The organism is Naasia sp. SYSU D00948, from assembly GCF_017916515.1.
Classification (GTDB): domain Bacteria; phylum Actinomycetota; class Actinomycetes; order Actinomycetales; family Microbacteriaceae; genus Naasia.
Window position 1 is genome coordinate 2756750 of record NZ_JAFMTA010000001.1, and the last position, 14074, is coordinate 2770823.

11 protein-coding genes are annotated in these 14074 nt (G+C 70.1%); 2 read left to right on the forward strand and 9 right to left on the reverse strand.

Annotated elements, in window-relative coordinates:
• Positions 1 to 72: 72 nt before the first annotated feature.
• The 6 genes from pgl to tkt are packed head-to-tail and all read right to left on the reverse strand — an operon-like array spanning position 73 to position 8251.
• Entirely contained in the window at positions 73 to 843 is a 771-nt protein-coding gene (gene pgl, locus J3P30_RS12890; RefSeq protein WP_210481413.1) for a 6-phosphogluconolactonase, read from the reverse strand.
• Positions 840 to 1817, reverse strand: a complete 978-nt coding sequence (locus tag J3P30_RS12895; RefSeq protein WP_210481414.1) for a glucose-6-phosphate dehydrogenase assembly protein OpcA — start codon at positions 1815 to 1817, stop codon at positions 840 to 842. Before J3P30_RS12895 ends, pgl begins: the two co-directional genes overlap by 4 nt.
• On the reverse strand, positions 1814 to 3352 hold the full coding sequence (zwf, locus tag J3P30_RS12900; protein ID WP_210481415.1) for a glucose-6-phosphate dehydrogenase: 1539 nt from the start codon (positions 3350 to 3352) through the stop codon (positions 1814 to 1816). Before zwf ends, J3P30_RS12895 begins: the two co-directional genes overlap by 4 nt.
• Positions 3353 to 3383: 31 nt before the next feature.
• On the reverse strand, positions 3384 to 4997 hold the full coding sequence (locus J3P30_RS12905; RefSeq protein ID WP_210481416.1) for a glucose-6-phosphate isomerase: 1614 nt from the start codon (positions 4995 to 4997) through the stop codon (positions 3384 to 3386).
• A complete protein-coding gene (tal, locus tag J3P30_RS12910) occupies positions 4994 to 6121 on the reverse strand; it encodes a transaldolase (protein ID WP_210481417.1) in 1128 nt (375 codons plus the stop codon). The genes J3P30_RS12905 and tal overlap by 4 nt, the downstream gene beginning before the upstream one ends.
• Positions 6122 to 6157: 36 nt before the next feature.
• Positions 6158 to 8251 (reverse strand): transketolase, encoded by a 2094-nt coding sequence (tkt, locus tag J3P30_RS12915; RefSeq protein WP_210481418.1) that lies wholly within the window; start codon positions 8249 to 8251, stop codon positions 6158 to 6160.
• Between the two features lie 190 nt (positions 8252 to 8441).
• On the opposite strand from tkt, the gene J3P30_RS12920 reads away from it, so the two are divergent.
• Positions 8442 to 9374, forward strand: coding sequence for a heme o synthase (locus tag J3P30_RS12920; protein WP_210481419.1), 933 nt, complete (start codon positions 8442 to 8444; stop codon positions 9372 to 9374).
• Between the two features lie 111 nt (positions 9375 to 9485).
• Here J3P30_RS12920 and J3P30_RS12925 read toward each other — a convergent pair whose 3' ends face one another.
• The 3 genes from J3P30_RS12925 to J3P30_RS12935 all read right to left on the reverse strand — a co-directional run bounded on the left by J3P30_RS12925 (position 9486) and on the right by J3P30_RS12935 (position 12306).
• Positions 9486 to 10352, reverse strand: coding sequence for an ABC transporter permease (locus J3P30_RS12925; protein WP_210481420.1), 867 nt, complete (start codon positions 10350 to 10352; stop codon positions 9486 to 9488).
• A complete protein-coding gene (locus tag J3P30_RS12930; protein ID WP_210481421.1) occupies positions 10349 to 11341 on the reverse strand; it encodes an ATP-binding cassette domain-containing protein in 993 nt (330 codons plus the stop codon). Before J3P30_RS12930 ends, J3P30_RS12925 begins: the two co-directional genes overlap by 4 nt.
• A gap of 83 nt (positions 11342 to 11424) precedes the next feature.
• On the reverse strand, positions 11425 to 12306 hold the full coding sequence (locus J3P30_RS12935) for a COX15/CtaA family protein (protein WP_210482002.1): 882 nt from the start codon (positions 12304 to 12306) through the stop codon (positions 11425 to 11427).
• A 293-nt stretch (positions 12307 to 12599) separates the two neighbouring features.
• Here J3P30_RS12935 and sufB point away from each other — a divergent pair, with 293 nt between their 5' ends.
• Entirely contained in the window at positions 12600 to 14018 is a 1419-nt protein-coding gene (gene sufB / locus J3P30_RS12940) for a Fe-S cluster assembly protein SufB (protein ID WP_210481422.1), read from the forward strand.
• The last annotated feature ends 56 nt before the right edge of the window (positions 14019 to 14074 follow it).

The following is a 14074-nucleotide window of genomic DNA, read 5'->3' on the forward strand; positions in this document are numbered from 1 at the left end:
GTGCACGAAGAAGGCCCCCGACCATCCGGTCGGGGGCCTTTTCGCATGCGCCGCTGTACGGGGCGGGCGGGTCTAGTAGGTGCTGGCGATGAGGGAGGCGGGGACGTCCGCCGCCGCCTTCTTGTCCACGAAGAAGACGGTGCGCTTGCGGCCCTGCACGCCGGCGACGGGGACCTCCTTGGCGGATGCTCCGGCGAGGGCGAGGCCGAGCGCGGGCGCCTTGTCCGCACCTGCCAGGACGAGCCAGATCCGGTCGGACGTGTTGATGGCCGGCAGCGTGAGACTCAGCCGGTCGGCGGGCGGCTTCGGCGCGTTCCGGACCGCGACCACCGTCTTGTCCGCGTTGCGGTCGCCGTCCCGGTTCGGGAAGAGCGAGGCGATGTGCCCGTCGGGACCGACGCCGAGGAACGTGATGTCGAACCTCGGCAGGTTCCTGCCCTCCGGCGCGGCGAGCACGAGCTGGTCGGCGTACGCTGCCGCCGCCTCGTCGATGTCGGAGATCTCGTCGCTGGCGGGGAACGGGTGGATGTTGGACGCCGGCGTCGGCAGCGCGTCGAGGAGGGCCTCCCTCGCCTGGACCGCGTTGCGCTCGGGGTCGTTCGCCGGGAGGAACCGCTCGTCGCCCCACCAGAAGTGGACGCGCAGCCAGTCGACGGTGTCCCGGGCGGGGGAGTCGCGGATCGCGCGGAGGGTCGCGCCGCCCACACCGCCACCGGTCAGCACGACGTGCGCCTCCTCGTTCTCAGAGAGGAGGTCCAGCATCTTGGTGATGAAGCGCGCGGCTACCGACGCCACCAATGCGTCGGTGTCGGGATGCACGATCACCCGGCGTTCGTTGGTCACCTTCGGCCACCTTTCACGGGTTCCGCCACACTAGCATTCGCGGAAACCGGCTCGTGGAGCCTCGGCAGACCATGGGTGATCACCTCGCCGTAGAGGTCGTCGGTGCCCAGGAAGCGGAGCTCCTCGGCCAGGCAGTCGCGGAGATTGCGACGGGGGAGGGAGATGTCGTGCGTCGGCTTCCCGGGCTGCGTCAGCGTCGCGACGCTGCCCTGGGGACGGTCGAGCTCGATGATGCCCGACCGGCGCACGAGCCGTACGGCGTGGATGCCGCTGCCGTGGTCGGACACCTCGTGGCTCACGGGCGCGTCCAGCTGCAGGCCCAGCCAGGCGGCCAGGAGGCCGGTCGAGGGGGAGTCGTCCGCGCCGTAGACCTCGGCGCCGATGACCGGCTCGTACGGCGGCTGGTCGAGGACCGCGGCGAGCTGTGCACGCCAGAGCGTGAGGCGCGTCCAGGCGAAGTCGGTGTCACCCGGGGAGTACGAGTGCGAGAGGTGATCGAGGAAGCGCAGCGGGTCCGGCTGCGACGACGCGTCGGTGATGCGCCGGGTCGCGATGCGCCCGATGGGGGACTGCGAGACGACGTCCGGGGCGCGGCCCGGCCACCAGGCGACGACGGGCGCGTCCGGCAGCAGGAGCCCCGTCACGAGGGTCTCCTCGTTGCTCGCCGCGGCGCCGTAGGCGCGCAGCATGACGACCTCGCTCGCGCCGGCGTCGCCGCCGACCCGGATCTGGCCGTCCACGCGGGGCGGGACGTCGGACCGGGAGTCCTCGTCGTGCGAGACGACGATGACCCGCATGGGGTGCTCGCGCGAGGCCTCGTTGGCGGCCTCGATCGCCTCCTCCTCGTGGCCGATCTCGGCCGCGATGACGAGCGTCAGCACCCGGCCGAGGGCGATGACGCCGCCCTCCTCGCGGATTTTGACGAGGGCCTTGGAGACCCCGGCCGTCGTGGTGTTGGGCAGGTCGACGATCACGGGCGCCTCCAGGTGCGGCCGTCGCGGGCCATGAGGGCGTCGGCGGACGACGGGCCCCAGGTCCCCGGGTAGTACTGTTCGGGCTGGCCCTGCATGGACCAGAACTCCTCGATCGGATCGAGGATCATCCAGGAGAGCTCCACCTCGCGGTGGCGCGGGAAGAGCGGCGGCTCGCCGAGGAGCACGTCGAGGATCAGGCGCTCGTAGGCCTCCGGGCTCGCCTCCGTGAAGGCGTGCCCGTAGCCGAAGTCCATGGTGACGTCGCGCACCTGCATGCCGGCGCCCGGGACTTTCGAGCCGGACCGGATCGTCACGCCCTCGTCGGGCTGGACCCGGATCACGATCGCGTTCTGCCCGAGCATCGTGGTCTGCGCCTCGGCGAACAGGTACTGCGGTGCGCGCTTGAACACGACCGCGATCTCGGTCACCCTCCGCCCGAGCCGCTTGCCGGCCCGGAGGTAGAAGGGCACCCCGGACCAGCGGCGGGTGTCGATGTCGAGGCGCATCGCGGCGTAGGTCTCGGTCAGGGAGTTGGGGTTCATCCCCTCCTCCTCGAGGAAGCCGGTCACCTTCTGACCGCCCTGCCAGCCCCCGGAGTACTGGCCGCGCGCCGTGGAGTGCGCCAGGTCCTTCGGGAGGCGGACGGCGGAGAGGACCTTCTCCTTCTCGATGCGCAGGTCGCGCGCGTCGAACGAGACGGGCTCCTCCATGGCCGTCAGCGCGAGCAGCTGCAGCAGGTGGTTCTGGATGACGTCCCGCGCCGCGCCGATGCCGTCGTAGTAGCCCGCACGGCCGCCGACGCCGATGTCCTCGGCCATCGTGATCTGGACGTGGTCGACGAAGTTCGCGTTCCAGATGGGCTCGTAGAGCTGGTTCGCGAAGCGCAGCGCGAGGATGTTCTGGACCGTCTCCTTGCCGAGGTAGTGGTCGATCCGGAACACGGAGTCGGGCGGGAAGACCGACTCGACGACGTCGTTCAGCTCGCGGGCCGTCTTCAGGTCGCTGCCGAACGGCTTCTCGATGACGACGCGCCGCCACTCGCCCTCCTTGGGCTGCGCGAGCCCGGAGCGGCGGAGCTGCTCCGTGACCTGCGGGAACGCCTTCGGCGGGATCGACAGGTAGAACGCGTGGTTGCCCATCGTCCCGCGCTCGGCGTCCAGCTCGTGGATGGTGCGCTTGAGCTCGTCGAACGCCGCGTCGTCGTCGAAGGTCCCGGAGACGAACCGGACCCCCGCCTTCAGCTGCGTCCACACGTCCTCCTCGAAGGGCGTGCGCGAGTACTGCTTGACGGCTTCGTAGACGACCTTCTCGAAGTCCTGGTCCTCCCAGTCGCGGCGCGCGAAGCCGACCAGGGCGAACCCCGGCGGCAGCAGTCCGCGATTGGCGAGGTCGTAGACCGCCGGCATCAGCTTCTTGCGGGAGAGGTCTCCGGTCACGCCGAAGATGATCAGGCCGCTGGGCCCCGCGATGCGGTTGAGGCGGCGATCAGAGGCGAGACGGAGGGGGTTGTAGTCCGGTGTGATGGCGACCGGCATGCACGACTCCTAGCGTGGACGGGCGAGCCCGTCAGGTTCGAGGACTGAGTGCGTCGAACAGCGCCGTCGTTGCCGCGTCGGACGTGAGGTTGAGGCGCAGCACCGGACGCCCGTGCTCGGCGAGCACGGTGGCGTCTCCGGCGGCCTGCGCCTGGATGAGCTGACCGAACGTGAACGGGCGGTCCGGGATCTCGAGGTCCTGCTCCGGGTCGGCGGTGATCTGCAGGAACACGCCGACGGCGGGGCCGCCCTTGTGGTACTGGCCCGTCGAGTGCAGGAACCGCGGTCCCCAGCCGAAGGTGACCGGACGGTGCACCTCGGCGGCGATCAGGTTCCGGGTCTCCTCGAGCCGGGGCAGCGCCAGCCGGTTCACGTAGGCCTGGATCGACAGGTAGCCGTCCGGGCCGACCTTCGAGAACAGCGACTCGAGCGCGCTCCGCAGGTCGCCGACGCCGGAGACGACGTCGTCGGTCCCGCGGACCTCGATGCCGCCCTCGCTGAACGCGGGAGCGGTCGGCTCCGGCCGGGCCTCGAGGAGGCCGCGCGCCGCGACCTTGGCGGACTCGACGTCCGGCTGGTCGAAGGGGTTGATCCCGAGCAGGCGGCCGGCGACGGCGATGGCGTACTCCCACACGAGCAGGAGCTCGCCGAGCGTTCCGCTCATCACGACCTCGCCGCGTCCGACCTCCTCGGAGTGCCGGCTGAGCGTCGCATCGCCCACGAGGCGCACGATCAGGAGGTCCTCCGGACGGTCGCTGAGCTCGGGGGAGTCGGGGTCGAGGACGACCGGGAGGAGGCCCTTGCCCTCCTTGCCCGTCGACTCGGCGACGAGCTGCTCGGCCCAGTCGGCGAAGCCGACGATGTGCGTGCCGTCCGCGACGATGCCCGTCTTGTCCTTCAGCGGGCTGGTGCCGGCGAGAGCGGCGCCCAGGACGAGACCGGGATTGTCCTCCTGGTCGACCGCGAGGTACACCAACTCCGATTCGGCCTCGTCGAGCAGCTCGGCGATGTCGGCGCCCGCGAGTCCCGAGGGCACGAGGCCGAACGCGGTCAGCGCCGAGAAGCGTCCGCCCACGTTGGGGTCCGCGTTGAAGACGCGGTAGCCGGCGTCCCGGGCGGACCGGTCCAGCGGCGAGCCGGGGTCGGTCACGACGATGATCCGCTCACGCGGGTCGATGCCGGCATCGCTGAACGCCTTCTCGTAGGCGCGGCGCTGGCTGTCGGTCTCCACCGTCGATCCCGACTTGGACGACACGACGAGCGCGCTGCGCTCGAGCCGATCGTTCAGGGCGGCGAGCACCTGACCCGGGTCGGTCGAGTCGAGGACGGTCAGCGGCACGCCGGACGTGCGTGTGATGACCTCGGGCGCGAGCGACGAGCCGCCCATCCCGCCGAGCACGATGTGGTCGACGCCCTTCGCCCGCAGCTCCTCCCGGACCGCGACGATCTCGGCGACGAGAGGCCGCGAGACGGCCACGGCCTCGGTCCAGCCGAGCCGCTTGGACGCCTCCTCGATCGCGGCCTCGCCCCAGAGGTCCGGGTCCTGACCGGTGATCCCGGACGCCACCCTGTCGGCGACGAGCTGGGGCACGACCCGCTCGATCGCCTCCCGGGCGGCGCCGCCCGCCAGGATCCGGACGCTCACTTGGCGCCCTCGAGCGCGCTCGTCACCGTCTGGACGAGCTCGTCCCAGGACACATTGAACTTGTCGACGCCCTCGCGCTCGAGGAGCTCGGTGACCTCGTCGAAGTCGATGCCGAGGCCGTCGAGCGCGCTGAGCACCCGCTGGGCCTCGTCGTACGAGCCCGTCACGGTGTCGCCCGTGATGTTGCCGTGGTCGAACGTCGCGTCGAGCGTCTTGCCCGGCATCGTGTTCACGACCCCGTGGGTCACGAGCTGCTCCACGTAGAGCGTGTCGGGCAGGTCGGGGGACTTCACGCCGGTCGACGCCCACAGCGGGCGCTGGCGGTTGGCGCCGCGCTCCTGCAGGCCGATCGCCCGCTCCGTGCCGAACTGCTCGGTGAACAGCTTGAAGGCGAGCTGGGCGTTCGCGATGCCCGCCTTGCTCTTCAGCGCCTTCGCCTCGTCCGAGCCGAGGGCGTCGAGCCGCTTGTCGACCTCGGTGTCCACGCGGGACACGAAGAACGAGGCGACCGAGTGGATCGTCGACAGGTCGATGCCCGCCTTCTCGGCCTGCTCGAGGCCGGTCAGGTAGGCGTCGATGACCTCGGCGTAGCGCTGGAGGCTGAAGATCAGCGTGACGTTCACGCTGATCCCCGCAGCGATCGCCGCGGTGATCGCGGGGAGCCCGGCCTTGGTGGCGGGGATCTTGATCATGACGTTGGGCCGGTCGACCTTGGCCCAGAGCGCCTTGGCCTCCTGGATGGTGCCCTCGGTGTCGTGCGCCTTGCCGGGCTCGACCTCGATCGAGACCCGGCCGTCGTAGCCCTGGGTCGAGTCGTAGATCGGGCGGAACACGTCCGCCGCGCGCTGCACGTCGGCCGTCGTGATCTCGAAGATCGCCTTCGCGACGTCGGCGCCCGAGGCGGCGAGCTCGCGCACCTGCTCGTCGTACGCCTCACCCTTGGCGAGGGCGGAGGCGAAGATCGTCGGGTTGGTGGTCACGCCGACCACGTTCTTGTCGGCGATCAGCCGGTCGAGCGCGCCGGAGTTCAGCAGCTCGCGCGACAGGTCGTCGAGCCAGATGCTCACGCCCGCGGCGGAGAGGGCGGCAGTGGGGGTGGTCGTGGCGGATGCCGTGTCGGTCATCGTTGTTCCCTCTTTCCTGATAGCTCGTGGGCCGCGTCAGACCGCGGCCAGGGAGTCCTTCGCGGCGGCCACGGCGGCCTCCGCGGTGAGTCCGAACTTCTCGTAGAGCGTCTGGTAGTCGGCCGACGCACCGAAGTGCTCGATCGAGACGCTGCGGCCGGCGTCGCCGACCCAGGGCCGCCAGCCGAGCGCGATGCCCGCCTCGACGGAGACCCGGGCCTTGACGGCCGCGGGCAGGACCTTCTCGCGGTACTCGTCGTCCTGCTCCTGGAACCACTCGAGGCAGGGCACGGACACGACGCGGGCGTTGATGCCCTCGTCGGCCAGCTGGGTCCGGGCCGCGAGCGCGATCTGGACCTCGGACCCGGTCGCGAGGAAGATCACGTCGGGCGTCCCGTTGGGCGCCTCGGCGAGGATGTAGGCCCCGCGGGCCACGTTGCGGGCGTGCGCGAGCGTCTCGCCCTCGGCATCCCCGTCGCCGCGCTCGAACACGGGAAGGTTCTGCCGGCTCAGCGCGATGCCGGCCGGTCCGTTGTGCCGGGAGAGCATCGTCTTCCAGGCCCACGCGACCTCGTTGGCGTCGGCCGGACGCACGACGTCGAGGCCGGGGATCGCGCGCAGCGCGGTGAGCTGCTCGATCGGCTGGTGCGTCGGCCCGTCCTCGCCGAGGGCGATGGAGTCGTGGGTCCAGACGAAGATCGACGGCGCCCCCATCAGCGCGGCGATCCGGACCGCCGGGCGCATGTAGTCGCTGAAGATCAGGAACGTGCCGCCGAACGGACGCGTGTTGCCGTGCAGCACGATGCCGTTGAGGATCGAGCCCATCGCGTGCTCGCGGATGCCGAAGTGCAGGACGCGGCCGTAGGGGTTGCCGGTCCACTCGTGGGTGGACCACTCGGGCGGCAGGAACGACTCGGCCGAGCTGATCGTCGTGAGGTTCGACTCCGCGAGGTCCGCGGATCCACCCCAGAACTCCGGCATCAGCGGGGCGATCGCGTTGATCACCTTGCCGGACGCGGCACGGGTGGAGACCGCCTTGTCCGTCGGGAAGACGGGCAGGGCCTCCTCGAGGCCCTCGGGCAGCTGCTGCGCCTCGAGCCGGTCCCACAGCGCCTTGCGCTCGGGGTTGGCCTCCGCCCAGGCGTCGAAGCCCTTGCGCCACTCGGCGTGCTCGGCCTGGCCGCGCTCGACGGCCTTCCGGGTGTGCTCGAGGACACCCTCCGGGACCTCGAAGGTCTTCTCGGGGTCGAAGCCGACGACCTCCTTGAGCGCGCGCAGCTCGTCGGCGCCCAGGGCGGAGCCGTGGATCTTGCCGGTGTTCTGCTTCTTCGGGCTCGGCCAGCCGATGATCGTCTTGAGGACGATGATCGACGGGCGGTCCGTCTCCGCCTTCGCGGCCTCGATGGCCCGGTGGAGCTCGTGGGCGTCCTCCACGTACTCGCCGGTCTTCTTCCAGTCGACCGTCTGCACGTGCCAGCCGTAGGCCTCGTACCGCTTGGCGACGTCCTCGGTGAACGCGACGTTGGTGTCGTCCTCGATGGAGATCTGGTTGGCGTCGTAGATGACGACGAGGTTCCCGAGCTTCTGGTGACCCGCGAGCGAGGAGGCCTCGCTCGTCACGCCCTCCTGGAGGTCGCCGTCGCTGGCGACCACGTAGATGAAGTGGTCGAACGGGCTCTGCCCGGCGGGCGTCTCAGGGTCGAACAGGCCGCGCTCGTAGCGGGCGGCGTAGGCGAACCCGACCGCGGACGCGAGACCCTGGCCGAGGGGGCCCGTGGTGATCTCGACACCGTCGGTGTGGCCGTACTCCGGGTGGCCGGGGGTCTTGGAGCCCCACTTGCGGAGGTGCTGGAGGTCCTCCAGCTCGAGGCCGTAGCCGGCGAGGTAGAACTGCACGTACTGGAACAGCGATGCGTGCCCCGCCGAGAGGATGAAGCGGTCGCGCCCCACCCAGTCGTTGTCGCTCGGGTCCCGGCGCATGACCTTCTGGAACAGCAGGTGCGCGACGGGGGCGAGGCTCATCGCCGTCCCCGGATGCCCATTGCCCGCCTGCTCCACCGCGTCCGCGGCGAGGATGCGAGCGGTGTCTACTGCCTTGTCGTCAATGGGGTCCCATTGGAGATCTGCCACTGGGGGAGAGCCCTTCTTCATGAAGTTGTACGGCCCGGGCGCCGAGCCAGTCGTACGGCCCGTGGTCAGGCCATATCGGCCCGCTGTCAGGCCTGTTCAAGTATAGGAGGGCCCCTCGGAGCCGCCCTCGCCCTTGACGTAACGGGGCTTCTCCGGGTCTGCTCCCGGGCGCACCGTAGAATCGAGCGCGGTGAGCACAGCAGTAGAACCGGAGCGCGGCGCGGAGGCGACGCCTCGACGGGCGACCCTCGGCACCAAGGCGAGGGCCTACCTGGCGCTCACCAAGCCCCGGGTGATCGAGCTGCTGCTCGTGACCACGGCGCCCGTCATGATCCTCGCTGCGGACGGCATCCCGGACCCGTGGCTCGTCCTCGCGACCCTGTTCGGCGGTGCCCTCAGCGCCGGTTCCGCGAACGCGTTCAACTGCTACCTCGACCGCGACATCGACAGCGTCATGCACCGCACGAAGCGGCGTCCGCTCGTCACGGGGGAGGTGACGCCGCGCGAGGCGCTCGTGTTCGCGTGGATCCTCGGCGTGGTCTCGACGGTGTGGCTCCTGGTCTTCACGACGCCGCTGGCCGCCGTCCTCTCCGTCGCCGCGATCCTCTTCTACGTCTTCGTCTACACGATGTGGCTCAAGCGCCGGACCGAGCAGAACATCATCTGGGGCGGGATCGCGGGATGCTTCCCCGTGCTCATCGGCTGGGCCGCGGTGACCGGGAGCCTCGACTGGGCCCCGTTCATCCTCTTCATGGTCGTGTTCCTGTGGACGCCGCCGCACTACTGGCCCCTTTCGATGAAGTACCGGGACGACTACGAGTCCGTCGGCGTGCCGATGCTCGCAGTGGTGCGGTCCCGGCAGACCGTCGGCCTGCAGACGATCCTGTACGCGTGGGCGACCGTCGCGTGCTCGCTCCTGCTCGTCCCGGTGGCCGGGATGGGCCTCGTCTACAGCCTCTCGGCCGTGGCGTCCGGCACCTGGTTCGTCTACGAGACGCACCGCCTCTACGGGCTCGCCATCCGCGGTGAGGAGCCCCGCCCGATGCGGGTGTTCCACGCCTCGATCACCTACCTGACGCTGCTCTTCCTCGCCGTCGCGATCGACCCGCTGCTCCCGTTCTAGGCCAGCGCACCTGGCCCTCAACAGTCAGAATTTGCGCCCAACAGCACGACACGCCGCTGCACGTGCTGTTGGCCGAAGTTCAGCCTGTTGAGCGCCAGTTCCGAGGGCCGCTCAGGCGCGGCTGCCGATGCGGCCGAAGCGCCACACCGAGAGGGGGACGAAGACCGCCAGCAGGACCGCGATGCCGATCAGCACGGCCTGGACCGGGTTCTGCATCGTCCACGTGTCGCCCACCTGCATGCCCGGGGGGACGTTGCCGAACAGCTGCCGCGCCGCCAGCACCAGCGCGGACACGGGATTCCACTCGGCGAAGATCCGGAGCGGCGTCGGCAGGTTCTCGCTCGGCACGAACGCGTTCGAGATGAACGTGAGCGGGAAGAGCACGATGAAGGAGACGTTGTTGATGACCTCCGGGCTGCGCACGCTCAGTCCGATGAAGACCATCACCCAGGACAGGGCGTAGGCGAACGCGAGCAGCAGGACGACGCCGGCCAGCCCCTCGAGCAGGCTGGAGCGCACCCGCCAGCCCACGACGAGGCCCGTGAGGATCATCACGACCATCGAGATCGAGTTGATCAGCAGGTCGCCGTTCGTCCGGCCCACCAGCACGGCCGAGGGGCGCATGGGAAGCGTCCGGAACCGGTCGATGATGCCGTCCCGGATGTCCTGCGCGGTGGCGTAGCCCGACCAGGTGGCGCCGAACACCACGGTCTGGGCGAAGATGCCCGCCATGATGAACTCCTTGTAGTCGGAGCCCGGGATCTGGATGGAGCCGGAGTAGACGTAGCTGAAGAGCAGCACGAACATGATCGGCTGCAGCGTCGTGAAGACGAGGACGTCCGGGACGCGCTTGATCTTGATGAGGTTGCGCCGGGTCGTGATCCACCCGTCGGAGAACCAGGCCGCGAGAGGCGACGGCTCCCGGGGGACCGGGGCCGCTTCGAGGGACGTGGTGACGCGATCCGCTGCGACGGTCATGATCCCTTCCTTCCTTCCGTCTCGTCCGCCTCGCCGTCCTCGGCCGCGTGACCGGTGAGGCGCAGGAAGACGTCGTCGAGTGTCGGGCGCTGCATCCCCGCGTCGTGCAGCTCGATGCCCTGCCGGGCGAGCTCCGCGAGGACCTCCGCGAGAGCGGGCGCGCCCTCGGCGACCGTGACGCTCGCCGCCCGCCCGTCGCCGGACACGTCGGGGGCACCCGTGCCCACCCGCTGCAGCGCGGCGACGGCCGCGGGCAGGTCGTCCGCCGACACGAGCGTCAGCTGGATGCGCCGTCCGCCGACGCGGGCCTTGAGCTCGTCGGCGGTGCCGCGCGCGATCACCTGCCCGCGGTCGATCACCGCGATGTCGTCGGCAAGCCGGTCGGCCTCCTCGAGGTACTGGGTCGTGAGGAGGACGGTCGTGCCGGCCGACGCGAGGCTCTCGATGACGTCCCACATGCCGAGCCGGCTGCGGGGATCGAGCCCCGTGGTCGGCTCGTCGAGGAACAGGACCGCCGGGGAGATGACGAGGGCGCATGCGAGGTCGATGCGCCGCCGCATGCCGCCCGAGAACCCCTTCACCGGCCTGCTCTTCGCCTCCCCGAGGTCGAAGAGCGCGACCAGCTCCTCGGCTCTCCGCTTCGAGTCGGTGCGACTCAAGTGGTAGAGACGCCCGACCATATCGAGGTTCTCGAGCGCGGTGAGATTCTCGTCGACCGCGGCGTACTGGCCGGCGACGCCGATCCTGCGCCGGATCTCCTCCGGGTCCTCCCGGACGTCGATGCCGTCGATCCGCGCCCGGCCCGAGTCGGCGCGGATGAGCGTCGTGAGCACCTTGACGGTGGTCGACTTGCCGGCGCCGTTCGGCCCGAGGAGCCCGAACACGGTGCCCTGAGGCACGTCGAGGCTGAGCCCGTCCAGCGCCTTCACGACGGGTGCCTTCCGGGGGTGATAGGTGACCCTCAGGTCCTCCGCTTCGAGGAACGCCATGGGCCGGGATGGTACTCCCGGCCGGTGACATCGACGCGACCCAGACCGGGGTCACCGCCCGGTCGCCCGCGGTGCCCCCCGGGCTAGCGGGGCAGCGCCCGCGCGGGCTGCCGGGTGGCGAGCACGACCGCGGTGGCCGCCGCCGTGATGAGGCACGCGAGGAGCATGTGCGCGGCGACGAGTCCCGCGGGCAGGCCGCTGCGTGCCTGGGTGATGCCGACCGCGATCTGCAGCACCTCGGCCGCGAGCAGCAGGAGGGCGTACCGCCGCACCAGCGGGGCCCGGCGGGAGAGGACGAGCAGCACGAGGCTGAGCCCGAACATGGCGTAGGCGGGCCAGCTGTGCACGTGCTGCAGCAGCTCCGGGTTCAGGCCGTTGCGGGCCGCCCCGCTGTCCCCGGCGTGCGGCCCGGATCCCGTCGTCACGATGCCGACGACGATCGTCACGAGGGCGAGGACCGCGACCGCCCACGCGGTCGCCCGGGTCGCGGCGGGCACGACGTCGGCGCGCTCCGCGACGGGGTGGTGGACGCGCCACACCAGCAGCGTGGACAGCGCGACCAGCCCGATCGACACGACGAAGTGCAGCCCGACGACGTAGGGGTTCAGCTGCGTGAGGACGCTGATCCCGCCGATGACCGCCTGCGCCGGGATGCCGAACGCGATCAGCAGCGCGGGCAGCACGAGGCCCCGGCCCGAGCCGGCGGTCCGGACGACCGCCAGGAACAGCAGGATCGCCCCCGCCACGAGCACGAAGGTGAGGAGCCTGTTGCCGAACTCGATGAAGCCGTGGATGCCCATCTCCGGCGTGACGACGTACGACTCGTCGGTGCACCGGGGCCAGGTGGGGCAGCCGAGGCCCGAGCCGGTGAGGCGGACCGCCCCACCGGTGCCGACGATGAGCGTCTGCAGGGCCAGGTTGATCCACGCGATCGCCCTCGTCCACCGGGTCACCTCGGCGGGCATCAGGCGTGCGCGCACGCCTGCGGGGGAGGGGGCTTCCGCCCGGGTGTCTACGGCCACCGTTCGCCTTCCGCGCGCGTACCGCGCCCTGTAGCATTGATGGGGTTAACGAACACAGCCCACTGCCGTCCTGGCAGGTCAGCGTCGAAATCGGGAGTCCTCCCGAGGCAGTGTTCAGTCTAGGCACGACGAGCCCCGGGCCCTGAGATCGGGCGGTCCGCCGCCCTGAGGGAACCCTGTGCGAGGGAATGCCGGGATGCTCCGTCTGGTTGCCCCAGACGGGAAGAGAGGTACACATGTCCGACGTCTTGATCGACCGCCCTGAGCTCGCGACCCTCGGCCAGTACGAGTTCGGCTGGGCCGACACCGACGCCGCCGGCGCGACCGCTCGCCGCGGTCTCTCGCCCGAGGTCGTCGAGAACATCTCGGCCCTCAAGAGCGAGCCCGAGTGGATGCGGAAGAACCGCCTCAAGGCTCTGCAGATCTTCGAGCGCAAGCCGATGCCCATGTGGGGCGCCGATCTCTCCGAGATCGACTTCGACAACATCAAGTACTTCGTGCGGTCCACGGAGAAGCAGGCCCAGAGCTGGGAGGACCTGCCCGAGGACATCCGCAACACCTACGAGAAGCTCGGCATCCCGGAGGCGGAGCGTCAGCGCCTCGTCGCAGGCGTCGCGGCTCAGTACGAGTCGGAGGTCGTCTACCACCAGATCCGCGAGGACCTGGAGAAGCAGGGCGTCATCTTCCTCGACACCGACACCGCCCTCAAGGAGCACCCTGAGTTCTTCGAGGAGTACTTCGGCACAGTCATCCCGGCCGGCGACAACAAGTTCGCCGCGCTCAACACGGCAGTGTGGTCGGGCGGCTCGTTCGTCTACGTGCCCAAGGGCGTCCACGTCGAGATCCCGCTGCAGGCCTACTTCCGGATCAACACCGAGAACATGGGCCAGTTCGAGCGGACGCTGATCATCGCCGACGAGGACAGCTACGTCCACTACATCGAGGGCTGCACGGCCCCGATCTACAAGTCGGACTCGCTGCACTCCGCGGTCGTCGAGATCATCGTCAAGAAGAACGCCCGCGTCCGCTACACGACCATCCAGAACTGGTCGAACAACGTCTACAACCTCGTCACCAAGCGCGCGATCGCCCACGAGGGCGCGACGATGGAGTGGATCGACGGCAACATCGGCTCCAAGGTGACGATGAAGTACCCGTCCATCTACCTGGTCGGCGAGCGCGCCAAGGGCGAGACCCTCTCCGTCGCCTTCGCGGGCCCGGGTCAGCACCAGGACGCCGGCGCGAAGATGATCCACATGGCTCCGTACACGCAGAGCTCGATCGTCTCCAAGTCGATCGCGCGCGGCGGCGGCCGGGCCGGGTACCGCGGCGAGGTCCGCGTGGACGCCAATGCCCACCACTCGGCGAACACCGTCCGCTGCGACGCCCTCCTCGTCGACACCATCTCGCGCTCGGACACCTACCCGGCCATCGACATCCGGGTCGACGACGTCCAGCTCGGCCACGAGGCGACGGTCTCCAAGGTCAGCGAGGAGCAGCTGTTCTACCTCATGTCCCGCGGCATGCCGGAGGACGAGGCGATGGCGATGATCGTCCGCGGCTTCATCGAGCCGATCGCTCGGGAGCTTCCCATGGAGTACGCCCTCGAGCTCAACAAGCTCATCGAGATGGGCATGGAAGGCAGCGTCGGCTGAGTGACTGACACGGCAGGAACGAACACGGCAGGCACCAAGGGGCTGGCGACCGCGGA

Bases quoted from the DNA above. Each gene is read 5' to 3' on its own strand.
- tal (WP_210481417.1), bottom strand. From the start codon at position 6,121: ATGACCGACACGGCATCCGCCACGACCACCCCCACTGCCGCCCTCTCC.
- J3P30_RS12935 (WP_210482002.1), bottom strand. From the start codon at position 12,306: ATGCCCGCCGAGGTGACCCGGTGGACGAGGGCGATCGCGTGGATCAAC.
- zwf (WP_210481415.1), bottom strand. From the start codon at position 3,352: ATGCCGGTCGCCATCACACCGGACTACAACCCCCTCCGTCTCGCCTCT.
- J3P30_RS12930 (WP_210481421.1), bottom strand. From the start codon at position 11,341: ATGGCGTTCCTCGAAGCGGAGGACCTGAGGGTCACCTATCACCCCCGG.
- J3P30_RS12925 (WP_210481420.1), bottom strand. From the start codon at position 10,352: ATGACCGTCGCAGCGGATCGCGTCACCACGTCCCTCGAAGCGGCCCCG.
- sufB (WP_210481422.1), top strand. From the start codon at position 12,600: ATGTCCGACGTCTTGATCGACCGCCCTGAGCTCGCGACCCTCGGCCAG.